This window comes from Rhodococcus sp. I2R, assembly GCF_020889545.1.
GTDB lineage: Bacteria > Actinomycetota > Actinomycetes > Mycobacteriales > Mycobacteriaceae > Rhodococcoides.
Map to the genome: position 1 here is coordinate 1 of NZ_JAHUTG010000020.1, position 21,577 is coordinate 21,577.

General features: G+C 63.4%; 22 protein-coding genes. 1 reads left to right on the forward strand and 21 read right to left on the reverse strand.

Annotation, left to right across the window (positions count from 1 at the left end):
* Nucleotides 1–373 precede the first annotated feature (373 nt).
* Nucleotides 374–1,057 (reverse strand): pyridoxamine 5'-phosphate oxidase family protein, encoded by a 684-nt coding sequence (locus KVY23_RS18710; protein WP_230557772.1) that lies wholly within the window; start codon nucleotides 1,055–1,057, stop codon nucleotides 374–376.
* Nucleotides 1,058–1,215: 158 nt separating this feature from the next.
* Entirely contained in the window at nucleotides 1,216–2,469 is a 1,254-nt protein-coding gene (gene murA / locus KVY23_RS18715) for a UDP-N-acetylglucosamine 1-carboxyvinyltransferase (RefSeq protein ID WP_075837521.1), read from the reverse strand.
* Between the two features lie 55 nt (nucleotides 2,470–2,524).
* On the opposite strand from murA, the gene KVY23_RS18720 reads away from it, so the two are divergent.
* Nucleotides 2,525–3,112: a cob(I)yrinic acid a,c-diamide adenosyltransferase gene (locus tag KVY23_RS18720; RefSeq protein WP_230557773.1), complete on the forward strand. Its 588-nt coding sequence runs from the start codon at nucleotides 2,525–2,527 to the stop codon at nucleotides 3,110–3,112.
* A 10-nt stretch (nucleotides 3,113–3,122) separates the two neighbouring features.
* On the opposite strand, the gene KVY23_RS18725 is transcribed toward KVY23_RS18720, so the two are convergent.
* The 19 genes from KVY23_RS18725 to thrB all read right to left on the reverse strand — a co-directional run bounded on the left by KVY23_RS18725 (nucleotide 3,123) and on the right by thrB (nucleotide 21,567).
* Nucleotides 3,123–3,560 carry a DUF2550 domain-containing protein gene (locus KVY23_RS18725; RefSeq protein WP_230557774.1) on the reverse strand — a complete coding sequence of 146 codons (438 nt, stop codon included), beginning with the start codon at nucleotides 3,558–3,560 and terminating at the stop codon, nucleotides 3,123–3,125.
* Nucleotides 3,561–3,592: 32 nt separating this feature from the next.
* Entirely contained in the window at nucleotides 3,593–3,952 is a 360-nt protein-coding gene (locus KVY23_RS18730) for a F0F1 ATP synthase subunit epsilon (RefSeq protein WP_206508277.1), read from the reverse strand.
* Nucleotides 3,953–3,981: 29 nt separating this feature from the next.
* Nucleotides 3,982–5,430, reverse strand: a complete 1,449-nt coding sequence (atpD, locus tag KVY23_RS18735; RefSeq protein WP_075837518.1) for a F0F1 ATP synthase subunit beta — start codon at nucleotides 5,428–5,430, stop codon at nucleotides 3,982–3,984.
* 3 nt (nucleotides 5,431–5,433) lie between these two features.
* Nucleotides 5,434–6,408, reverse strand: a complete 975-nt coding sequence (locus tag KVY23_RS18740) for a F0F1 ATP synthase subunit gamma (protein ID WP_075837516.1) — start codon at nucleotides 6,406–6,408, stop codon at nucleotides 5,434–5,436.
* Nucleotides 6,409–6,461: 53 nt separating this feature from the next.
* A complete protein-coding gene (gene atpA, locus KVY23_RS18745) occupies nucleotides 6,462–8,105 on the reverse strand; it encodes a F0F1 ATP synthase subunit alpha (protein WP_206508276.1) in 1,644 nt (547 codons plus the stop codon).
* A gap of 93 nt (nucleotides 8,106–8,198) precedes the next feature.
* Nucleotides 8,199–9,026, reverse strand: a complete 828-nt coding sequence (locus KVY23_RS18750) for a F0F1 ATP synthase subunit delta (RefSeq protein WP_230557825.1) — start codon at nucleotides 9,024–9,026, stop codon at nucleotides 8,199–8,201.
* Nucleotides 9,027–9,033: 7 nt separating this feature from the next.
* Nucleotides 9,034–9,594, reverse strand: a complete 561-nt coding sequence (locus tag KVY23_RS18755; protein ID WP_206508275.1) for a F0F1 ATP synthase subunit B — start codon at nucleotides 9,592–9,594, stop codon at nucleotides 9,034–9,036.
* Nucleotides 9,595–9,600: 6 nt separating this feature from the next.
* Nucleotides 9,601–9,852, reverse strand: coding sequence for an ATP synthase F0 subunit C (locus tag KVY23_RS18760; protein WP_075837514.1), 252 nt, complete (start codon nucleotides 9,850–9,852; stop codon nucleotides 9,601–9,603).
* 72 nt (nucleotides 9,853–9,924) lie between these two features.
* Nucleotides 9,925–10,650 carry a F0F1 ATP synthase subunit A gene (atpB, locus tag KVY23_RS18765; RefSeq protein WP_230557775.1) on the reverse strand — a complete coding sequence of 242 codons (726 nt, stop codon included), beginning with the start codon at nucleotides 10,648–10,650 and terminating at the stop codon, nucleotides 9,925–9,927.
* Between the two features lie 408 nt (nucleotides 10,651–11,058).
* Nucleotides 11,059–11,469, reverse strand: coding sequence for a hypothetical protein (locus KVY23_RS18770; RefSeq protein WP_187346665.1), 411 nt, complete (start codon nucleotides 11,467–11,469; stop codon nucleotides 11,059–11,061).
* 73 nt (nucleotides 11,470–11,542) lie between these two features.
* The gene (locus KVY23_RS18775) at nucleotides 11,543–12,757 is read right to left on the reverse strand and encodes a glycosyltransferase family 4 protein (RefSeq protein ID WP_075837509.1); all 1,215 of its coding nucleotides are present in this window, start codon (nucleotides 12,755–12,757) and stop codon (nucleotides 11,543–11,545) included.
* A complete protein-coding gene (gene glyA, locus KVY23_RS18780; protein WP_294638114.1) occupies nucleotides 12,754–14,037 on the reverse strand; it encodes a serine hydroxymethyltransferase in 1,284 nt (427 codons plus the stop codon). The genes KVY23_RS18775 and glyA overlap by 4 nt, the downstream gene beginning before the upstream one ends.
* A complete protein-coding gene (locus tag KVY23_RS18785; protein WP_075837505.1) occupies nucleotides 14,034–14,702 on the reverse strand; it encodes an L-threonylcarbamoyladenylate synthase in 669 nt (222 codons plus the stop codon). The genes glyA and KVY23_RS18785 overlap by 4 nt, the downstream gene beginning before the upstream one ends.
* 12 nt (nucleotides 14,703–14,714) lie before the next feature.
* Nucleotides 14,715–15,674 (reverse strand): peptide chain release factor N(5)-glutamine methyltransferase, encoded by a 960-nt coding sequence (gene prmC / locus KVY23_RS18790; protein ID WP_230557776.1) that lies wholly within the window; start codon nucleotides 15,672–15,674, stop codon nucleotides 14,715–14,717.
* A 41-nt stretch (nucleotides 15,675–15,715) separates the two neighbouring features.
* A complete protein-coding gene (locus tag KVY23_RS18795; protein WP_230557777.1) occupies nucleotides 15,716–16,522 on the reverse strand; it encodes an SHOCT domain-containing protein in 807 nt (268 codons plus the stop codon).
* Nucleotides 16,523–16,549: 27 nt separating this feature from the next.
* Nucleotides 16,550–17,626 carry a peptide chain release factor 1 gene (gene prfA, locus KVY23_RS18800; protein ID WP_230557778.1) on the reverse strand — a complete coding sequence of 359 codons (1,077 nt, stop codon included), beginning with the start codon at nucleotides 17,624–17,626 and terminating at the stop codon, nucleotides 16,550–16,552.
* A 135-nt stretch (nucleotides 17,627–17,761) separates the two neighbouring features.
* Entirely contained in the window at nucleotides 17,762–17,995 is a 234-nt protein-coding gene (gene rpmE / locus KVY23_RS18805) for a 50S ribosomal protein L31 (RefSeq protein WP_075837499.1), read from the reverse strand.
* A 166-nt stretch (nucleotides 17,996–18,161) separates the two neighbouring features.
* Nucleotides 18,162–20,327 carry a transcription termination factor Rho gene (gene rho, locus KVY23_RS18810; protein ID WP_374108745.1) on the reverse strand — a complete coding sequence of 722 codons (2,166 nt, stop codon included), beginning with the start codon at nucleotides 20,325–20,327 and terminating at the stop codon, nucleotides 18,162–18,164.
* A gap of 307 nt (nucleotides 20,328–20,634) precedes the next feature.
* On the reverse strand, nucleotides 20,635–21,567 hold the full coding sequence (gene thrB, locus KVY23_RS18815) for a homoserine kinase (RefSeq protein WP_230557779.1): 933 nt from the start codon (nucleotides 21,565–21,567) through the stop codon (nucleotides 20,635–20,637).
* Nucleotides 21,568–21,577: the final 10 nt, after the last annotated feature.

Consider the following 21,577-nt stretch of genomic DNA (forward strand, 5'->3'; position numbering starts at 1 on the left):
TCGACACACTGTTGAGTTCTCAAAGAACACGCACACACCACACAACCCGAAAAACACTATCTCCGGGAGTCTGGGGCAACCGTTCCAGCCTAACCCAACTTGGTCTCGGACACAAGGCCCGACTCTTGGGGGAAAGACTGTCCTACACGCTCATCAGGATCCCCGTACAACCTCGTTGCCATGTCCGTGAAGACCTGGTCGGTGTCCGTGTCGCTCTGACTGGAGAAAAGTTACGCGAGGGGATCGCCCGACGCAAATCTGCAGGTCACACGCGATAGCTTGCACGTTTACCGTGGCCACGGGCTCGAGCGAGGGACAGTCGGATTGCGAAGCGGGGCGATCCAGACTGTGACGCCGGACATACCCGTCAACATCAGCCGCCGGCAATCGCCCGAACGTGCTCCGGCACTGCAACTGCTGGGTCCACATCAACGGCGGACCGCACGGGCCCTGCGCGTTCTTGCAACGGCACAACTCCGGCCCACACTCCCCCGACCTCGACATCACGCGCGTCGTCCACGGGATCGCCCTCCCTTACCTTGACCGACGCCTCGTGTAGCGGCAGAGCCAGCACAACCGTCGCCGCCAGTTCTTTCTTGGAATGGGGACGTAGGTGCGCACTCCGTCCCTCCACCACGTGATCGACGATCGCGTCGAGTGCGCGCAGCCGTTCGGTCTCGTCGTTGACCAAACGGGGCCGGCCCAGAATCACGGCACTTCGGTAGTTCATCGAATGGTTGAAGGCAGACCGGGCAAGCACCAGGCCGTCGACGACAGTCATGGTGACGCAAACATCGGCCGCGGGAGCATCAACGAGGCTGCGCGCGGCCACCGAGCCGTGCAGGTACAGCGTCCCACCGCGGTCCGGGCCGTTGAAGTCGAAGCCGAACACCGTCGGCAGCACGCGCACTGTCCCGTCGACCACGACGCCTAGATGGCAGACCCGCGCCGCGCCGAGAACGTCCGCGAGGTCTTTTCTGTCGGTCCGGGCTCGCGCCCGACCGCGCGCGATGGTCGTGCGCAACGTGGGCGAGAGTGGGTTTTGCTGGGTGCTCATCACTGCATTATTGCTGCGCAACTGTTCCATCGCCGTGGTCCAATCGGCGTCAATTTCCAGGCCACTTTCGGCACCCCCGCGGAGCCACCGATGCATCCTCGTCCCTGAAGGTCACGTCCTCTACGGCCTGGATCAACTCACGACCGCGCTGGATGAAGCTATTGGACGCGCTCGATGCTCCCACCCAGGTCGGTGAGGTTCTCGACGAATCGCGGGTATCCCCTATCGATGTGGTAGACGTCGTGCACTTCGGTTACACCGTCGGCGCACAGGCCGGCGAGGACCAGACCGGCACCGGCGCGAATGTCCGAGGACCAGACCGGTGCACTCGACAGCTGTGGGACGCCGCGAACCACAGCGTGGTGTCCGTCCGTGCGCGCATCTGCACCCAAGCGAATCATTTCTTCGACGAATCGGAATCTGGCTTCGAAGACGTTCTCCGTGATCATCGAGGTCCCGTGCGCGACCGATGCCAGTCCGATCGCCATCGGCTGCAGATCCGTCGGGAAGCCGGGAAACGGAAGGGTCGCGAAATTGACGGCAGTGGGCCGGTCGTGTTGGACGACTCGAAAGCCATCCGCTTCCAATGTCACCTCCGAACCTGCCGAACGCAGTTTGTCGAGCACCAGAGACAGATGCTTCGGATTGATCCCCCGGACACGGACGTCGCCACGTGTCATCGCCGCCGCTATCCCCCAGGTCGCAGCGACGATCCGGTCGCCGATCACACGGTGGGTAGTGGGCTCGAGAGACTCGACGCCCTTGATGGTCAACGTCGACGTGCCAGCGCCGCTGACCTGGGCACCCATCTCATTGAGCATGTTGCATACATCGACGATGTCGGGTTCGCGCGCTGCGTTGTCGATCACCGTCTCGCCCTTGGCGAGGACCGCCGCCATCAAAATGTTCTCCGTTGCGCCCACCGACGGGAACGCGAGCCGGATGTTCGCGCCGCGCAGTTCGTCGGCCTCGGCGACGACGCAGCCGTGCTGAATTTCGCTGCGGGCACCGAGCAGTCGGAGCCCGGACTGGTGCATGTCGAGGGGACGTGAACCGATCGCATCCCCGCCTGGAAGTGCCACCACGGCGCGCTTGCACCGCGCGACGAGCGGACCCAGCACGCAAACAGATGCGCGGAATTGCGTCACTGCGGGGAAGTCAGCATGATGCTTGGGCTCGGCTGGAGTGGTGATGTGCACAACCGACCCGTCGAGTACCACCTCGCAACCGAGTCCGCGAAGCACCTCGGCCATCAGCGGGACGTCGAGAATGTCTGGGCAGTTGGTGATGGTGCTGGTGCCCTCGGCCAACAAAGCCGCAGCCATCAGCTTGAGAACGCTGTTCTTCGCGCCGCCCACCGACACTTCGCCGACGAGCCGGTTGCCACCGGATACCAAAAAGCGTTCACTCACAGTTCGACAGCGTAGCCAGGGTCCCGTACGTGCACCCGAGCGGTACCGTAGCGCCATGGCTGTGCACTTGACTCGTATCTACACACGTACCGGAGACGATGGAACCACCGGGCTCAGCGACTTCTCCCGGGTGAAGAAGAACGATCCGCGTCTCGTTGCGTATGCCGATTGCGACGAGACGAACGCGAGCCTCGGAGTGGTACTCGCCCTTGGCAACCCGCCCGAACGGATAATCGAAATTGTCCGGACGATCCAAAGCGACCTGTTCGACGCCGGAGCCGATCTGTCGACACCCGTGGTCGATGATCCGAAGTATCCCCCACTTCGTATCGACCAGTCCTACATCGACCGCCTGGAAAAGTGGTGCGACGAGTTCAACGACGAACTCGAGCCGCTGACCTCCTTCATTCTTCCGGGAGGTACAGCACTCGGGGCGCTACTACACGTTGCCCGAACAGTCTCTCGCCGCGCAGAGCGGGCTGCGTGGGCCGCCGTGGAGGCAAGCCCGGAGAACACCAGTGATCTACCGGCGAAGTATCTCAACCGGCTTTCGGATCTGCTCTTCATTCTGAGCAGGTACGCCAACCCCGACGGCGACGTGCAATGGACACCGGGCGCTTCTCGCTCGACGGAGGCCGAGTAGCGGAAACCGTTTACGCTGCGGGGCGACCGCGTTTGGATCTACCCGACGGCCGCGATTCGAGCCAAGACAGAAACGCGGTGAGCGCGCCGCGATCGAGTGCGATCTCGTATTCACGCCCACCATCGGTGAGTTCGAGTATCGCGATGTCCTCGGTCATGATGTCGAATTCGTCGCTACGCGGACGACGGCGTTCACCCAAATCGACACCCTGACGGGTGATCCGATGGTCCGGACCGGGGCGCAAGCTCGACAATTTGAAAAAAACAAGTGAGTTGTCGCCGTAGCGGATCACTCCGTGACGCCACCCGCTCCCACCAGCCGCCGGCGCGGTCCGCATGATTGCCGCGGTACCGCCGCGACGAAGAATCACCAGTCGATACAGAAAAGCCGCGACGAGGCAGACGAGCAGCACTACCAGAATGATAAGGACAATCACTCCGGTATGCATCTCGCTGGCCCCGTCGCGGCTTTCCGAAGAACCTATGCCCGCTCGGAAGCGCGAATTCGGCCCTTCGCTATTGCGAGGGCTTCCTTGTCGTCGCCACCTGCGTCCAACACCGCGCGAGCGGCTTCGACGTCGATGTCCTCCGCGAAATCTGCGGACTCGGCGAGCACGGTAACTTCTGAACCTGTGGCCGAGAGAAACCCACCATGGACCGCGGCCACGATTCTCTTACCATCGGTCGTTGTGACGGATACCGTTCCAGCCTCGACGAGCTGACCCAGAACCGGCTCGTGACCGAACATGATGCCGATCTCACCCTCGGTGGTTTGAGCACTCACCAGGGTCGCATCGCCCGACCACAGCTTCTGCTCGACCGCGACGAGTGAAACTTTCATGCTGTTCGTCTCCGAAGATGCCACGTCTTCTACTTTCCGGACATCTTCTTGGCTGCTGCCTCGACGTCATCGAGACCACCGCAGCTGTTGAAGGCCTGCTCGGGAAGGTGGTCGTACTCGCCCTTGGTGACCTTGTCGAATGCCTCGATGGTGTCGGTCAGCGATACGACCGAACCGGGCTCACCGGTGAACTTCTCGGCGACGATGAAGTTCTGGCCGAGGAACTTCTGGAGACGGCGTGCGCGGCCGACCAGAACCTTGTCCTCTTCCTGAAGCTCGTCCATACCGAGGATGGCGATGATGTCCTGCAGTTCCTTGTACTTCTGCAGGATGCGCTTGACCTCGTTGGCGACGCGGAAGTGCTCGGCGCCGACGATGCCGGGCTCGAGGATTCGCGACGTGGAGCTCAGCGGGTCCACAGCGGGGTAGATACCCATCTGCGAAATCGGACGCGACAGCTCGGTCGTTGCATCGAGGTGGGCGAACGTCGTTGCAGGCGCGGGGTCGGTGTAGTCGTCGGCGGGAACGTAGATCGCCTGCAGCGAGGTGATCGAGCGTCCACGGGTCGAGGTGATGCGCTCCTGGAGCTCACCCATCTCGTCCGCCAGCGTCGGCTGGTAACCCACGGCAGAAGGCATACGTCCCAGAAGGGTCGACACCTCCGAACCTGCCTGCGTGAAACGGAAGATGTTGTCGATGAAGAGCAACACGTCCTGGCCCTGCACATCGCGGAAGTACTCCGCCATGGTCAGTGCAGACAGAGCGACGCGCATACGTGTGCCGGGCGGCTCGTCCATCTGGCCGAAGACGAGGGCTGTGTCCTGAAGGACGCCCATCTCTTCCATTTCGAGGTGAAGGTCGGTGCCCTCACGAGTGCGCTCACCGACGCCTGCGAACACCGAGGTGCCGGAGAACTCGCGGGCGATACGGGTGATCATTTCCTGGATCAGAACGGTCTTGCCGACGCCGGCACCACCGAACAGTCCGATCTTTCCACCCTTGACGTAAGGGGTGAGCAGGTCGATGACCTTGATGCCGGTCTCGAGGATCTCGGTCTTGCCCTCGAGCTGATCGAAGGCTGGTGGCTTGCGGTGGATGCCCCACTGCTCACCGTCGCGACCGAGTCCCGGTGTGTCGAGGCAATCGCCGAGGGCGTTGAACACGTGGCCCTTGACGACGTCACCAACGGGGACCGAGATCGGCTTGCCCGTGTCGGCTACCGGCGTGCCTCGAACGAGACCGTCGGTCGGCTGCATGGAGATGGTGCGAACGAGGTTGTCGCCGAGGTGCTGTGCGACCTCGAGCGTCAGTGTCTTCGCGACCGTCGGGAGGGTGATCTCGGCGTGGAGGGCGTTGAACAGGGCGGGGATCGCGCCGCGCGGGAACTCGACGTCCACAACGGGGCCGATGACCCGAACGACACGGCCGGACTGCGTGTCCGCTCCGCTCGCGTTCTCTTGGGCTACTGCTGCGGTCATTGCTTAGTCACTTCCTGCGCTGTCAGCCAACGCGTTTGCGCCACCGACGATTTCGCTGATTTCCTGGGTGATCTGGGCTTGCCGAGCCTGGTTCGCCTGACGGCTCAGAGTCTCGACCAATTCGTTCGCGTTGTCCGTCGCAGCCTTCATGGCCGTACGACGTGCGGCCGACTCGGAAGCAGCCGCATCGAGCAGCGAGGAGTAGATCCTCGTGCTGATGTACTTCGGCAGCAGAGCCGACAGAAGCGTTCCGGCTTCGGGTTCGAAGTCGTACTGGGCCTGCACTTCCGACGCGTTGGGAGAATCGGTGAGCGAATCCTCGCCCATCTGAATCTCTTCGTCGTTGTACGCGATTTCCAGCGGGGCCATCCGACGAACCTCGGGCTTCTGCGTCAACATCGACACGAAACGCGTGTAGACGATGTGCAGCTCGTCGACGCCTTCGACAGTGCCTTCGCCGTTGGGCGCGTCCACCTCGGAACCGGAACCAGCCATGAACAGTTCGACCAGATGCCTGCTGGCCTTCGCTGCGTCGGCGTACCCGGGCTCCTGCGAGAATCCCGTCCAAGCACCCTTCACGTCGCGCTCGCGAAATGTGTAGTAGCCGAGGCCCTTTGCACCGAGCACATAGATGACCGGATCCTTGCCCTCCTTGCGAAGAAGCTGGAACAGCTCTTCCGCTTCCTTGAGGACGTTCGCGTTGTAACCGCCGGCCATGCCGCGGTCACTGGTGACGACCAGGACTGCCGCACGCTTGGGCTCCGCACGCTCGTTGAGCAACGGATGATCGAGCGAACTGGATGCGCTTGCCAGCGAAGAGAGGACCTTGGTGATCTCTTCGGCATAGGGCTTGGACGCGGCGACGCGGGCCTGCGCTTTGGTGATCCGCGACGTGGCGATCAGCTCTTGAGCTTTGGTGATCTTCTTCGTCGAATTGACCGACTTGATCCGGGAACGCAGCTCGAGAATGCTTGCCATCAGCTGTTCACGCTCCCTTCTCTACTCGTAAAGACACTGGACATCTCGCTGACCTACTTGCTGACTGTCTTGCGAGTAACGGTGACCTGCTCCTGGCTGACCTCGTCCGGGTTCAGCGTGTCCGCCTCCGCCTCGTTGACGACGCGATTGCCCTCGGAGTCGAGGAAGCCGTCCTTGAACTTGTCGGTGGCCGCGAGCAGCGCCTTCTGCGCATCGGCGTCGAGAACCTTGCCGCCGGAGATGCTGTCGTAGACGCCGCCGGCGTTACGGTGCAGATCCTCGAGCAGTTCGCTCTCGAAGCGACGAACGTCGCCGACGGGAACCGAGTCGTAGGTGCCCTGTCCGGCGAGCCAGATCGACACGATCTGATCTTCGACGGCCACCGGCGAGTACTGATCCTGCTTGAGCAACTCGACCAGACGCGCACCACGCTCGAGCTGCGCCTTGGAAGCCGCGTCGAGATCAGATGCGAACGCCGAGAAGGCTTCGAGCTCACGGAACTGAGCGAGCTCTAGACGAAGCGAACCGGAGACCTTCTTCATACCCTTGGTCTGTGCCGCGCCGCCGACTCGCGAGACCGAGATGCCGACGTTGATCGCGGGACGGACGCCCTTGTTGAAGAGATCCGACTCGAGGAAGACCTGTCCGTCTGTAATCGAGATGACGTTGGTGGGGATGTACGCCGAGACGTCGTTGGCCTTGGTCTCGATGATCGGCAGCGCCGTCAAAGATCCACCGCCGAGCTCGTCGGACAGCTTGGCCGAACGCTCGAGCAGGCGGGAGTGCAGGTAGAAGACATCACCGGGGTATGCCTCGCGGCCCGGCGGACGACGCAGCAGCAGGGAGATAGCGCGGTACGCCTCGGCCTGCTTGGTCAGGTCGTCGAACACGATGAGGACGTGCTTGCCCTGGTACATCCAGTGCTGGCCGATGGCCGAGCCGGTGTACGGGGCGAGCCACTTGAAGCCGGCCGAGTCGGAGGCGGGAGCAGCGACGATGGTCGTGTACTCCATTGCGCCACGCTCTTCGAGTGCGGCCTTGACGCCGGCGATCGTCGAGCCCTTCTGGCCGATTGCGACATAGATGCAGCGAACCTGCTTCTTGTCGTCTCCGGACTCCCAGTTGGCCTTCTGGTTGAGGATGGCGTCGATGCATACGGCGGTCTTGCCCGTCTTGCGGTCACCGATGATGAGCTGACGCTGTCCACGGCCGATCGGGGTCATCGCATCGATGGCCTTGATACCGGTTTGCAGCGGTTCTTCGACCGGCTGGCGCTCGAGCACCGAAGCAGCCTGCAGTTCGAGTGCGCGGTTCTCGCTGGACTCGATGTCGCCGAGGCCGTCGATAGGCTGGCCCAGGGGGTTGACGACGCGACCGAGGTAGCCGTCGCCGACCGGCACGGAGAGCACGTCACCGGTGCGCTTGACTTCCTGGCCTTCTTCGATGTGCTCGTAGTCACCGAGGATGACGGCACCGATTTCGGTGGCGTCCAAGTTGAGCGCCACACCGAGCACGCCACCGGGGAATTCAAGCAGCTCGTTGGACATAGCCGACGGGAGTCCGGACACGTGCGCGATTCCGTCGCTCGTGTCGGTAACCGTGCCGACCTCCTCGCGGGAGGACTCCGGTGAGTAGCTCGCGGTGAAGTTCTCGATCGCGCTACGGATCTCGTCGGAGGAGATCGTCAGCTCCGCCATATTTTTTCCTGCTCTTCCTTCAATGATCGCGGTATTGAAATGCTTCGACATTTCGAAACGCTTCGTGTGGAGACTGTGCTGTCCCTACTCGGACTACTTGAGAGTCTTTCGCAATGCAGCGAGGCGACCTGCCCCGCTACCGTCGATGACCTCGTCGCCTACCCGGACCACGAGTCCGCTGAGCAGTTCGGTATCGACCTCGATGTGAACAGTGACGGGTTTGCCATAGGTTCGTGTCAACGTCGCGGTCAGCTTTTCGAGCTGGCGGTCGCTGAGCGGAGCCGCACTGCGCACGTGCGCGACAGCTCGGTCGCGGACCGACGCCGCCAGCCCCGCAAGTTCGTCAAGCGCGTCGGCAGGTGCCGACCGTCGCAGACGACTCACGGTTTGGATGGCCAGAGCCTCGGTCACTGCGGTGACCTTGCCGTAGAGCAGCCGTCCGAGCAGCTCGCGTTTGGCCTGAACTGGCTTGCCGAGATCCGACATCGCCTGCTCCAGCTGCGGATTCGCAGCCACGATGCGGCCAAGACGAAACAGCTCGTCCTCGACGGTGTAGAGCTGGTCCTGGTCTGCGGCGGCGCGAAGCAGAGCTTCGCGCCCGAGCTCGACGAGCGAGTTCAGCAAATCCGATGGCTTGGACCAACTGTCGGACACGGCCGACTTCACGATCTTCGCCGTGATCTCGGATACCTTGCCATCGAACAGATTCCCAGCCAGCTCGCTGCGTCGTTCACCGGACACTGACGCGTCGGCCAGCGCGGTACGCAACGTGCGCTGCCCGTCGAGGGTCTCCACGACGGCAAAGAGCTCGGAACCGGTCTGAGCGGCAGCAGCTGTAGCATCTCCTGCCGACGCAGACCCCAGTGCATCGTTCGCAACCGAACGCGTGCGGGCAAGAGCCTCACGAGACGTTGCGTACATGGTCATCTCACTTCCCCGCTACAGAGTCAGCGGTGACGGAGTCGAGTTCGCTGAGGAATCGGTCGATCGATCCTGCTCGCTTCGCCTCATCGGACAACTGCTCTCCGATGACCTTCTCGGCGAGTTCGACTGCTGTGCGTCCGAGGTCGCCGCGAAGTTCCGTGACGATCTGCTGACGCTGAGCAACGAGCTGGTTGTGACCTGCGGCCACGATCCGGTCGCTCTCTTCCTGTGCCTTCGTCTTCATTTCGGCGAGGATCGCCTGACCCTGCGTTCGCGCTTCCTCACGGATCTGCGCAGCTTCGGATCGTGCGTCGGCCAGCTGCTTCTGGTACTGCTCGAGAGCAGCCTTCGCTTCTGCCTGAGCTTCCTCGGCCCTCTTGATGCCGCCTTCGATCAGCTCGCTACGTTCCGCCATGACAGCTTGGAACTTCGGAAGAATGTACTTCCAGAAGACGAAGCCGATGACCGCGATACAGACCGCAGACCAAACGATGTCGTATGTGGCCGGGAGGAGAGGATTGTATTCCCCCTCCTCTGCCGCCAAGATAGCGATAGTGGTTGCCATGTCGGATTAACCGAACAGGAAGCCGGCGACGATACCGATCAGCGCAAGCGCTTCGGTGAACGCGATGCCGAGGAACATGTTGGTACGGATGGTGCCCTGAAGCTCGGGCTGGCGCGCAATGCCCTCGATGGCCTTACCGACCACGATGCCTACACCGATGCCAGGTCCGATGGCTGCGAGGCCGTAACCGATTGCGCCGTAGCCGCCACCGGTGATGGTGGTTTCGGTGACTTCCTGTGCCAGGTACGCGAGGCTCATTTGAATTCCGTTCCCTTTCTGTTGCCCATCACCGGTCGGTGCGTGGGTCAGGTCGATCTGGTCTCGTGCGGTCTAGTGAGAGTCGGCGTGCAGCGCGAGGTCGATGTACACCGCGGTGAGCAGCGCGAACACGTACGCCTGCAGTGCGATGACTAGCATCTCGAACAGCGTGAAGCCGAAGCCTGCTGCGAGCGAGAACAAGCCGAAAATCTTCATTCCGCCCGCTGCCTGGAAGAAGAAGAACTGCGTTGCGCTGAAGAACAGCACGAGCATGAGGTGGCCGGCCAGCATGTTGGCCATGAGACGCACTGTGAGCGTGAACGGCCGAAGGATGAAGGTCGAGATGAACTCGATCGGGATCAGAATCACGTGGAGCGCGGGCGGAACATCGGGAACCACGACGCTGCTCTTGACGTACTTGAAGAAACCGTACTTCTTGATTCCCACATAGTTGAACGTCACGTAGGCGATCAGCGCGAGCACGATCGGCATTCCGATTCGGGCGTTCGGTGAGATGTTCAGGAACGGGATGATTCCGGAGAGATTCATGAACAGCACGGCGAAGAAGATCGTCATGATGATCGGCAAGAAACGCTTTCCCTGCTCCTTGCCGAGAATTTCGTCGGCGATCTGCACCTTGACGAAGTCGAGCATGTACTCGATGACGTTCTGCAGACCCCTGGGCACCACCTTGGGGCTGCGCATCGCGAATGCGAACAGCACGACCAGAACGAGGGTCATCAAGATGCGGATCAGCATCAGCCGGTCGAGTTCGAAGGGGGTGCCCTCGAACAACAAAGCGGGAGGAAAGAAGTCGGATAGTGACGGCGGTTGGAACTCCGCAGCCAGGTAGGTGACGCTCAGCGGTCTCTCCCGTGTTCGGGCCGCAGACGGCTAAGACTGCGGTTCGATCGGACATTGACGATCTATCAAGTCGACGATATCGGCTCGAGGTCGTCAGCAGCTGAGGCCAGTTGTTGCTCGGCCAGCGTCTGTCGGGTGTCGGCGACTCACGTCGACTCGGTAACTCCAGGAGCGTATCTGTAGCGGAACTCACGCGCCCAGTGGTTACCTGCAAGGGCCGTCGTGCACGCGAAATGTCTCATTCGCGGCAGTCTCACCCTCACTTGATCGGAACTTTATCAACACAACTACGACGTTGTGTAGGTGGGGCCGTTTCTTGGACGGATCCATACGTGCGATGTACTACGCATCGTCGGAGTCGTTCCCTGCAGGCCGATCATCGACGTACGGCGCCTTGGTTCGTACAACGCCGTACACCTCCGCGCCGAGTACCAGTACCAGTGCGGACACCACCACCAGCGCAAGCGCCTTCTTGCTGTAGAAGTCCATGTCGTTGAGCACGCCGAGCACCACGATGGCAAGCAGCATCTTCAACAACCACCCGCCGAGCAGCACTGCTCCAGCCATCGTGGGAGGGAACTTCGCCGTCAGCGATATCGACAATGCCGTAGTGAGAATGAACCCGCCGCCCAGCCCTGCACCGATCAAGGCCCCCCACAGGCCCGGGAGTCCGGCAACCAGCGTGGCGATGACCGCACCAACGACTGTGAGAACCACCAATCCGACGACGCCGTATCGAACGGCAGCGCGCATCGAATCGGATTGATCGGGCACGGGCGCAGGAGAGAAGCTCACAGCCGCACAGACTACCCAGCGCAGCGCTGCATCAGGACCGTCGCCCTCGGCGACCTGACTTCTTGGCGCGACGGCGCTGAACGGCTGCGTCCATCCGAATCGATGGCACTGCGGTGACCACCAGCGCGAACACGAGTCCTGCAGCGACGAGGAGTACGACGATTCGGCGGTCGATCAGGGAGGACCCGACGGCTCCGAAAGCCAGCACACCCACCCACAGGTAGATGACCAGGACCACCCGGCGATGCGAGTGGCCGATCTGCAACAGCCTGTGGTGCAGATGCATCTTGTCCGGGCTGAACGGACTTCGGCCGGCTCGGGTACGCCTGATGATCGCGAGCAGCAGGTCGAGGATCGGAATGAACATCACCGCGCCGACAAGCAAGAGCGGAGAAAGCAGCCCGAGCAGGTCACGCGGTCCGTACGCCACCAACGGAATTCGCCCGGAAGCACTGGTGGCGATCGTCGCCAACATCAAACCGATGAGCATCGAACCCGAATCTCCCATGAAGATCCTGGCCGGCTGAAAGTTGTGCGGCAGAAAACCCAGGCAGGCGCCGGCCAAGGCCGCAGCCAACACTGCAGGCGGATAGACGCCGGTGTCCCCGCCCTGCTCGTGCAACAGTCCGACCGAGAACACACAGATGGCGAGGGCCGAGATCAGACCGAGGCCCGCGGCCAGGCCGTCGAGACCATCGACGAAATTCATCGCGTTCACCATCACGACAGTCACGGCGACTGTGACCAACCCGCCCTGGAGCTGGTCCAACACCACATTGATCCCACCGTCCGACCAGGGAACATAGATGATGTACCAACTGACCCCCATGACCACGAGCACTCCCGCGGCCGTGACCTGCCCGACGAACTTGGTCAGCGCGTCGAGACCCCACCGGTCGTCGATGACGCCGACGGCGACGATCACGAACCCCGCTACCAGCGCTGCGGGGATGTCCTGGGAGCCGTACTGCGATTCGAACCCGCGCGTGAGCGCCGGCAGCTGGGAGGCGAACAGTATGGCGATGAGCATCCCGAGGAACATGCCCGTGCCGCCGAGGCGCGGGGTCGGAGTCGTGTGCACATCTCGTTCACGCGGCGCTGCGACGGCTCCGAATTTGATGGCGAGAACGCGCACACCGCCGGTGGCCAGGAACGTCACCACCGCGGCCGTCAGGAATACGAGCAGTAGTTCCCTGATCGGAACACCCGCCCCCTGACTGGACTGGGCGAGAATGTCGACCGTCATGCTCGGGGGTATGCGGGCTTGCGGGCCACCAACGTCGCTACTTCCTCTCGCACTGCGGCCAACTCAGCGGCGCCCGATGATGTGTCGAGATCTGCCCGCACGGCCCGGGCGACGAGGGTTCCGACCGCCCCCATGTCGGCGGCGTCGAAGCCCTGGGTCGTCACTGCCGCCGAGCCGACTCGAATCCCCGATGCGACGGCGGGAGGTGCCGGGTCGAACGGAATCGCGTTCTTGTTCAAGGTGATCGCGGCCGCCGCGCATCGAGCCTCGGCGGTGCGGCCGTCGACGCCGAGTGCCTGCAGATCGAGCAACGCCAGATGCGTGTCGGTGCCGCCCGATACCGTTCGAATCCCGGCTTCGGCCAGTGATGCGGTCAGTGCGCGCGCATTGGTCACGACCTGTGCGGCGTAACGACGGAACGGTGCGGTGTGTGCCTCGCGGAACGCGACCGCTTTCGCTGCGATCGCGTGCATGAGGGGGCCGCCCTGGCTGAAGGGGAAAACCGCCTTGTCGATGGCTCGCGCATGCTTCTGCTTGCACAGGAGCATGCCACCGCGCGGTCCACGCAGCACCTTGTGCGTAGTGGCAGAGACGACGTCGGCGTACGGGACCGGAGAAGGGATGGCGCCGCCTGCAACCAAACCGATGAAGTGCGCGGCGTCGACCCACAGCACTGCCCCGACCTCGTCGGCGATGGACCGGAACGTCGCGAAGTCGATCTCGCGAGAATAGGCGGTGGCGCCGGCGACGATGATGCGGGGCCGATGGAGCATAGCCAGTTCGCGGAGGTCGTCGTAGTCGATGAGCTCTGTATCGCGCCGCACGTGATACGGGACCGTATTGAACCAGCGACCGGAGAAATTGACCTTGGCGCCGTGGGTCAGATGCCCGCCGTGCGGCAGGCTCATCGCAAGAATTGTGTCCCCCGGCTGCGCGAACGCGGCATAGACTGCCAGGTTCGCATGTGCGCCCGAGTGTGGTTGCACGTTGACGTGTTCGGCGCCGAACAGGGTCTTCGCTCGCTCGATCGCCAGGTTCTCGGCACGATCGACCACCTCGCAACCGCCGTAGTAGCGGGCTCCGGGATAGCCCTCGGCATACTTGTTGGTCAGCACGCTGCCTTGCGCAGCGAGTACCGCGGGGGACGTCAGATTCTCGCTCGCGATGAGTTGCAGCCCACCGCGCAGCCGGCCCAGTTCTTCGAGTAGGAGCCCGGCGATGTCCGGATCGGCGGCCTCCAACTCGTCGAAATCTGGCCCGTAGAAACGCGACTGCGTCACCGCGCCGCACTTGCCTGGGTGAGGGACTCGACGCTCATACCGAGAACTTCCGCGACGGCGTCCACGGATACAGCTCCCGCACGCAAGATCTTCGGTTGTTCGGACGTCAGATCCACAATGGTCGAGGCCTGTGCATGTTCGGCGGGCCCTCCATCGAGGTAAACCGCCGCCGATCCGCCGAGTTGGTCCCTGGCCTCGGTCACCGTCGTCGCCGGGGACTGTCCGGAGATGTTGGCGCTCGACACCGCCAGCGGGCCCACCTCACGCAGCAGTTCGAGCGCCACGGGATGAAGCGGCATACGCAGCATGACCGTTCCCTGTGCGTCGCCGAGATCCCAGGCCAGCGATGGAGCCTGCCGCACCACCAGGCTCAGCGCGCCGGGCCAGAAGGCACGGATGAGATCTCGCGTACGTGGCCGGACGCTACCCACCAGGCCGTCGATGGTGGTCCAGGAGCCGACGAGCACCGGGACCGGCATGTCACGGCCTCGCCCTTTCGCACGAAGGAGGTCGGTGACGGCACTGCTGTCGAACGCATCGGCAGCCAGCCCGTACAGCGTGTCCGTCGGCATGACGACGAGGCGGCCGGATTTGAGTGCGCCCCTGGCTGCGGTCAATCCGGCGACTCGAGAATCGGCCTGCTGGCAGTCGTAGACGGTGCTCACGCTTCTATCCTGTCACTCTGCCCGCAAAGGATGCGAGAAGGCTCGTCCGGTGTCGGCTGGGACGCTCTCAGCGCTGCGCCGACAAGGCGCGCGATGCGACGACAAAGCGCGCGATGCGACGACAAAGCGCGGTCGCCCCGACAGATCCGGATGCGGGGTCACATCGGTGAACACGCGCCGGCCCTCCAACAGAGCGACCACTCGGTCACCGTGCGAATCGTCGTGTTCGATGCCCACTCCCCCACCGGGCCGTAGCCATCGTGCGACGTTGTTGATCATTGGATCGATCACCGACAACCCGTCAACGCCACCGAACAATGCCACGTGCGGATCGTGATCGATGACCTCGGGCTCGAGGTCGGCTCCCTCGGGAATGTACGGCGGGTTGGCGACGACGACGTCGACGAGACCGTCCAGTTCGGTGAGCAACGATCGGTCGGTGACGTCGCCGTGGTGCAGAAGGATCGGCGTGTCACCCCGCTCGGCGCGGAAGTCGGCGTTGCGGCGCGCCCACGCCAAGGCGGACGGATCGAGCTCGACGGCGTGAACCTGCGCGTCGGGTCTTGCATTTGCAATGGCCAAGGCCAAGGCGCCGGAACCAGTACACAAATCAAGGACGACCGGTGGCTTTCGGTCGATCCCCTCGATGAATGCAAGAGCCCAGCCGAGCAGAAGTTCGGTCTCCGGTCGCGGCACGAACACCCCCGGGCCAACCTCGACGTCGATATTGCCCAGCGCCGACGTACCGGTGATGTACTGCAATGGGATCCGCTTGGCTCGCTGCTCGATTGTCTTGCGATAGGCCTCGATCACCTGCGGTTCGACAAGTGGCACCAGACCCAACCGCCCACGCTCGACGCCGACGAGATGCGACGCGAGAAGCTCTGCGTCCACTCGCGGGCTCGGCACCCCGGCAGCCTCGAGCGTTGCAGTAGCTTCCAGGATGGCCAAGCGCAGCGGTTTCCGAGTCACCCGTACAGCGTGCCACGCCGTACCGACGCGTATCGCACGCGTCAGATACGCCCGAGGAGCTGAGCCTTCTTCGTCTCGAATTCGGCGTCGGTGAGGATGCCTTTGTTGTGCAAGGACGCCAACGCTTCGATCGCCGAGGTCACCTCGTCGAGACTCATCGAACCCTCGCTGCTTCCCGACGCCTGAGGCGCTGGCTGAGAAAAGGTCTGCTGGGGTGCTGGTTGCTGGGGTGCTGGTTGCTGGGGTGCTGGTTGCTGGGGTGCTGGTTGCTGGGGAGCTGGCGTGTTCTGGTTTCCTGGGTCGACCAGTGGCAAGCTCGCCGCAGTAAACGTGCCGAACTGACTGGTGAACTCGAGCGATCCCGGCCCAGCGCCCTGTGCCTGTTGCACACCGCCGATGGAATGGTCGAGGGTGTCGAATACCGACAACCGCCCGTTGGCGAGGATCGCGAGGCGACGCGCACTCGGGAAATAGGCGTACTGCGAGCCGTTCTGGCCGCCGCTCGAGCTGGGGCTGCCGAGTTCGTTCGGCCACCACGAGCCAGCCGGACGCGAGTTGGTATGGGCGGGCGGGTACACCTGGTTGTTGGCCAACAACTCCGACAGGTCGCGGCACAGGCCGTCGACACGCGCTTTGAGGCCGTGATCGAACATGTTGCCGACCATGGTCATGCCGCCCCGCATCCACTGCCCGCTTCCGCCGAGCTCGGCCACATTGAACTGAGCCATCGTCCCGCGACCTGAATTGACCGCGTCGAGCATCGCGCGAACAGCGTCGGTCGAGATCGCATACTTACCGGCCAGCTCGGACACGGCATTCTCACCCGCAGGTGTCAGTCCGTGGTGCATCGGTGTCTCCTTTGTGCGGCTCCGCCGCTATTCGGCCTGCATGCGTGCTTCGCGATCAGCCTTCCTCAAAGCGTCGAGAAGCGCATCGAGCTCACCGTCGAGAACGGCGTCCAAGTTGTGTGACTTGAAGCCGATTCGATGGTCGGTGATGCGATTCTCGGGGAAATTGTATGTCCGGATGCGCTCGGAACGGTCGACAGTACGTACCTGACTGGCCCGACCTGCTGCCGCCTCTTCGTCTGCGGCTTCCTCGGCGGCCGCCTGCAACCGTGCTGCGAGGACCTGCATGGCGCGTGCCTTGTTCTGCAACTGCGAGCGTTCGTTCTGGCAGGTGACGACGATGCCGGTCGGCAGGTGCGTCAGTCGCACCGCAGAATCCGTCGTGTTCACACCCTGACCGCCCTTGCCCGACGACCGATAGACGTCGATGCGGAGATCGGTTTCGTCGATCTGGACCTCTTCGACCTCGTCGGGTTCGGGATAGACGAGAATTCCGGCCGCGGAGGTGTGCACACGGCCCTGAGATTCGGTGACCGGGACACGTTGCACCCGGTGGACCCCGCCCTCGAACTTCAACCGCGCCCAGACACCGTCGAGCGAATCACCCTTGGCCTTGATGGACAGTGTCGCGTCCTTGTAGCCGCCCAGGTCGGAGACGTTCGCGTCGAGAACTTCCACGCGCCAACCGCGACGCTCCGCGTATCGGACGTACATGCGAGCGAGGTCCGCGGCGAACAACGCCGACTCCTCGCCACCTTCGCCCGACTTGACCTCCATGACGATGTCGTCGCCGTCGTGCGGGTCACGCGGTGCGAGCAGGTCCGCGAGCGTCTGCTCGAGCGTTTCGACGGTGGCTTCCAGCTCCGGGATCTCCGCGGCGAACGACGCGTCGTCGGCGGCGAGCTCTCGGGCAGCCGCGAGATCATCCTGGGCCGAGGTCAGCTTCGAGTGCACCGACATGATCGGACCGAGCGCAGCAAAACGCTTGCCGGCCCGGCGGGCGGCAGCGGGGTCGTTGTGCAACGCAGGATCGGCCAGCTGGTGCTCGAGCCCCGAGTGTTCGGCCAGAATATCGTCGATGGCCGACGGCTTCGTCCTCGCCATTGTTGCGCTCCGCTCCGGTGAATCGGAAAGACTGGTGAATCTTCAAGGGTGTTGGAAATGAGGGTGTGGAAATGAGGGTGTGGAAATGCCGACGCCCGCCCTGCGACATGCACAGGACGGGCGTCGGGAGAACTGCTAGCTGTCGGCGTCGGCCTTCTTGCCGGCGCGCTTGCCGTAGCGAGCCTCGAAGCGCGCGACGCGGCCACCGGTGTCGAGAATCTTCTGCTTGCCCGTGTAGAACGGGTGGCACTGCGAGCAGACCTCGACGGTGATGCGCTCTTTGTCGGTGGTGCTGCGCGTCTCGAAAGTATTTCCGCAACCACACACGACCGTGGTCATGGTGTAGTCGGGGTGAATTCCTGCCTTCATGGTGTCCCTTTCAATGGTCGCCGGGTCGTCCTCGCCGTTCGAGGACGTGAACCGGAACCGGACTCAGCCGTTCAGTATGCCAGATTGTTCCCTCGGCGCTTCGCGCATGTGCGCGGAAATACATAGTTGGCTATGTATTTCCGCGCACATGCGGCGAAGCCGCATGTCAGTCGTCGAGCGCGCCGGGCGCGGTCTTCGACACCTGCATCAGGAACTCCAGGTTGTTCTTGCTCTTCTTCAGGCGGTCGATCAGCAGATCGATCGCCTGGTGAGAATCGAGCCCCGATAGGACTCTACGCAGCTTGTGCAGCACCGCGGCCTCGTCAGGGTTGAGCAGCAGCTCGTCCTTGCGGGTGCCCGACGGGTTGACGTCCACAGCCGGGAACACGCGACGCTCGGCAATCTTGCGATCGAGCTTGAGCTCGGCGTTGCCGGTGCCCTTGAACTCCTCGAAGATGACGGTGTCGCCGGTGGAACCGGTCTCGACCATCGCGGTGGCGATGATGGTGAGCGATCCACCGTTCTCGATGTTGCGGGCAGCACCGAGGAACCGCTTCGGCGGGTACAGAGCTGTCGAGTCCACGCCACCGGAGAGGATTCGGCCCGAGGCCGGCGAACTGTTGTTGTACGCGCGGCCGAGCCGGGTGATCGAGTCGAGCAACACCACGACGTCCTGGCCTGCTTCGACGAGACGCTTCGCGCGCTCGATCGCAAGCTCGGCGACCGAGGTGTGATCACCCGGTGGGCGGTCGAACGTCGAGGCGATGACCTCGCCGTTCACCGAGCGCTGCATGTCGGTGACCTCTTCCGGACGCTCGTCGACGAGGACGACCATCAGGTAGCACTCCGGGTTGTTGACCGAGATTGCGTTGGCGATCGCCTGCAGAACGCTCGTCTTTCCGGCCTTCGGCGGACTGACGATCAGCGCACGCTGTCCCTTGCCGATCGGCATCACCAGATCGATGATGCGCGTGGTGAGGATGTTCGGCGTCGTCTCCAACCGCAGTCGCTGGTTCGGGTACAGCGGCGTGAGCTTGCCGAACTCGGGACGCTTGCGAGCAGCCTCGACGTCTCCGCCGTTGACAGTGTCCAGACGCACCAGAGGATTGAATTTCTGACGCTGGCTGGACTGCTCACCTTCGCGAGCAACGCGCACGGCGCCCGTGATGGCATCGCCGCGACGCAGGCCGTTCTTGCGAACCAGGTTCATCGAGACGTACACGTCGTTGGGCCCGGCCAGGTAGCCGGAGGTCCGTACGAACGCGTAGTTGTCGAGGACGTCGAGGATGCCCGCGACGGGCTGCAGGACATCGTCGTCACGAATCTCGGGCTCGCGCTCGGAGCCACCGCCGACCTCGCCGCGGTCGCGTCCACGACGCCGCTCGCGGAACCTGCGCCCGCGCCGACCCCGGCCTTCGCCTTCGTCGTCCTGGTTGTTGTCCCTGTTGTCGCGGGGACCATTGTTACTTCCGGCGTTGCCTCCGCCGCTGTTTCCGCGGTCGTCGCCACGGCTGTTTCCGCGGTCGTCGCCACGGTTGTCGCCACGGTTGTCGTTCTGATTCTGGCCCCGGCCGCGGCCTCGGTTGCGTTCGCCGCGGCTGCCTTCGGACCGACCACCATCGGTGTCCGCGCCGTCGTTGCGGTTTCCGCCGTCGTTGCGGTTTCCGCCGTCGTTGCGGTTTCCAGCGTCGTTGCGGTTTCCAGCGTCGTTGCGGTTTCCACTGTCGTTGCGAGCGTCGCGCTCGGTACGGCTGCGTCGCGGCCGATCGCTGCTGTCACCATCGGACTCGGTGCTGCCTGCATTCGAAGCTTCGGCACCCTGCGATTCGGCTGCCTGTGACTTCTCGATCTTCGGCTCCACAGCCGAAGACTCGCCGGTCGGTGCGTTCGACTCGTCCAGCGGCAACTGGTCCGGCGCACCCGCGCGCCGACCCGCTGTACGGCGTGCGCGTGTGCGGCGAGGTACTTCTGCCGAGGCGTCGGCCACCGGCGCCGCGTCGGCGGACGGTGTGGCCTCGGCAGGCGGTGTTGCCGCAGAAGGCTGAGTTGCTTCGGTGGGCTGTGTTGTTTCGGTGGGCGCAGCCGCATCGTTGGTGCGTGTCTTGTCGACGGCGGAACGCCGCGACGGCGCCTTGGTTGCCCCTGCGGGGCCCGCACCGCTGCCACCCTGACGCTCCGAGATGGCGGCGATCAAATCGCCCTTGCGCATTCCGGAGATGCTCTTGATTCCGAGTTCACCCGCGAGACTACGCAGCTCGGTGAGCACCATTCCGGACAGGCCAGCTCCGCGACGTGTCTTTTCGGGTGCAGAGATCAGTTCCGTATCGGTCACGGAGGTCCTTTCCTTCCCTCGCTCGCAGTCTGCGCAGCCAAGGGTTCGTTCCGTAGCTCGAATTTCGTTTCGAACACGGATATTGCCGCTTCACTATCGAACTGCCGCGGACGGACGGTCGAACCGAAACCGCAGGTACTACGCGGAGGGATCGAAGCCAGGAGCGTCACCCGACCAGGGCGTAAGACCCCCCGAACACGATGACGTGATTGCCCTGGTGAAAACCGGCGTCTGAAGCGCACGATGTACGGACGATCACCACAATAGCGTTGAACTGCGCAGTCGGCAAGAACCCCCTACCGGCGAGTTACGACGCGCACACTCCGTCGGCGACTTCGAGCTCGAGAACGCGCATGCCTTCGCTTTCTGCCTGTTCCTTCAACTCCGGCGGAAACTGCTGCGTGCACAAGGCCAGGACCGTCGGACCTGCACCGGACAACACTGCCGCAATGCCGCGCTGACGGAGTGCCGAGATCCACTTCGTGGCCGACGGCAACGCGCTTGCCCGCTGTCCCTGATGAAGAAGATCCTCGGTGGCGGGCATCAGAAGGTCCGGGCGTTGTGTCAGCGCGACGACGGCAAGAGCGCCGCGACTGACATTGAATGCAGCGTCACGATGGGCAACCAACTCAGGCAGCAGGCCACGAGTGTGCGAAGTCGAGGAGCGTTCGGACGGAACGAGAGCCACCACGTGGATGTCGGGGTGAACCTGCAGCCGGACTGCCGAATAGTGTCGCTGAGTCACGCTGGCACTGGCCGGCTCGCTCCATGAGACCACGGCACCGCCCAGAACACTCGCGGAAGCATTGTCGGGGTGCCCCTCGAACTCGGAGGACAGTTGCACCAGCTGCGCGGGGGTGAGCGCGAGCGACGGATCGACCTTTGCGGCCAGAGCGTTCGCGGCAGCCAAGCCGCCTACCACTGCAGAAGCGGAGGATCCCAGACCCCTCGAATGAGGAATGACGTTCTTGCACAACACATCCAAGCCGTCAGCCCACACGCCGGCGGCCTCCAGCCCGCGCTCGATGGCCCGCACGACGAGGTGCGCCGGCCCCCACGGCACGTCGTCGGCGCCCTCCCCCTCTACGTGAATACCGAGTCCGGATGACGTGATGGTCACCCGAATCTCGTCGTAGAGGCCGAGCGCGATACCGAGCGTGTCGAATCCTGGACCGAGGTTTGCACTCGATGCAGGGACGCGGGCGGTGACCGTCGCACCCAGCGGAAGTGTTGTCGTCATGACCTGGGGC

Bases quoted from the DNA above. Each gene is read 5' to 3' on its own strand.
- KVY23_RS18710 (WP_230557772.1), bottom strand. From the start codon at position 1,057: ATGAGCACCCAGCAAAACCCACTCTCGCCCACGTTGCGCACGACCATC.
- KVY23_RS18720 (WP_230557773.1), top strand. From the start codon at position 2,525: ATGGCTGTGCACTTGACTCGTATCTACACACGTACCGGAGACGATGGA.
- KVY23_RS18725 (WP_230557774.1), bottom strand. From the start codon at position 3,560: ATGCATACCGGAGTGATTGTCCTTATCATTCTGGTAGTGCTGCTCGTC.
- KVY23_RS18730 (WP_206508277.1), bottom strand. From the start codon at position 3,952: ATGAAAGTTTCACTCGTCGCGGTCGAGCAGAAGCTGTGGTCGGGCGAT.
- atpD (WP_075837518.1), bottom strand. From the start codon at position 5,430: ATGACCGCAGCAGTAGCCCAAGAGAACGCGAGCGGAGCGGACACGCAG.
- KVY23_RS18740 (WP_075837516.1), bottom strand. From the start codon at position 6,408: ATGGCAAGCATTCTCGAGCTGCGTTCCCGGATCAAGTCGGTCAATTCG.
- atpA (WP_206508276.1), bottom strand. From the start codon at position 8,105: ATGGCGGAGCTGACGATCTCCTCCGACGAGATCCGTAGCGCGATCGAG.
- KVY23_RS18750 (WP_230557825.1), bottom strand. From the start codon at position 9,026: ATGTACGCAACGTCTCGTGAGGCTCTTGCCCGCACGCGTTCGGTTGCG.
- KVY23_RS18755 (WP_206508275.1), bottom strand. From the start codon at position 9,594: ATGGCAACCACTATCGCTATCTTGGCGGCAGAGGAGGGGGAATACAAT.
- KVY23_RS18760 (WP_075837514.1), bottom strand. From the start codon at position 9,852: ATGAGCCTCGCGTACCTGGCACAGGAAGTCACCGAAACCACCATCACC.
- KVY23_RS18770 (WP_187346665.1), bottom strand. From the start codon at position 11,469: ATGCGCGCTGCCGTTCGATACGGCGTCGTCGGATTGGTGGTTCTCACA.
- KVY23_RS18775 (WP_075837509.1), bottom strand. From the start codon at position 12,757: ATGACGGTCGACATTCTCGCCCAGTCCAGTCAGGGGGCGGGTGTTCCG.
- KVY23_RS18795 (WP_230557777.1), bottom strand. From the start codon at position 16,522: ATGCACCACGGACTGACACCTGCGGGTGAGAATGCCGTGTCCGAGCTG.
- prfA (WP_230557778.1), bottom strand. From the start codon at position 17,626: ATGGCGAGGACGAAGCCGTCGGCCATCGACGATATTCTGGCCGAACAC.
- rpmE (WP_075837499.1), bottom strand. From the start codon at position 17,995: ATGAAGGCAGGAATTCACCCCGACTACACCATGACCACGGTCGTGTGT.
- thrB (WP_230557779.1), bottom strand. From the start codon at position 21,567: ATGACGACAACACTTCCGCTGGGTGCGACGGTCACCGCCCGCGTCCCT.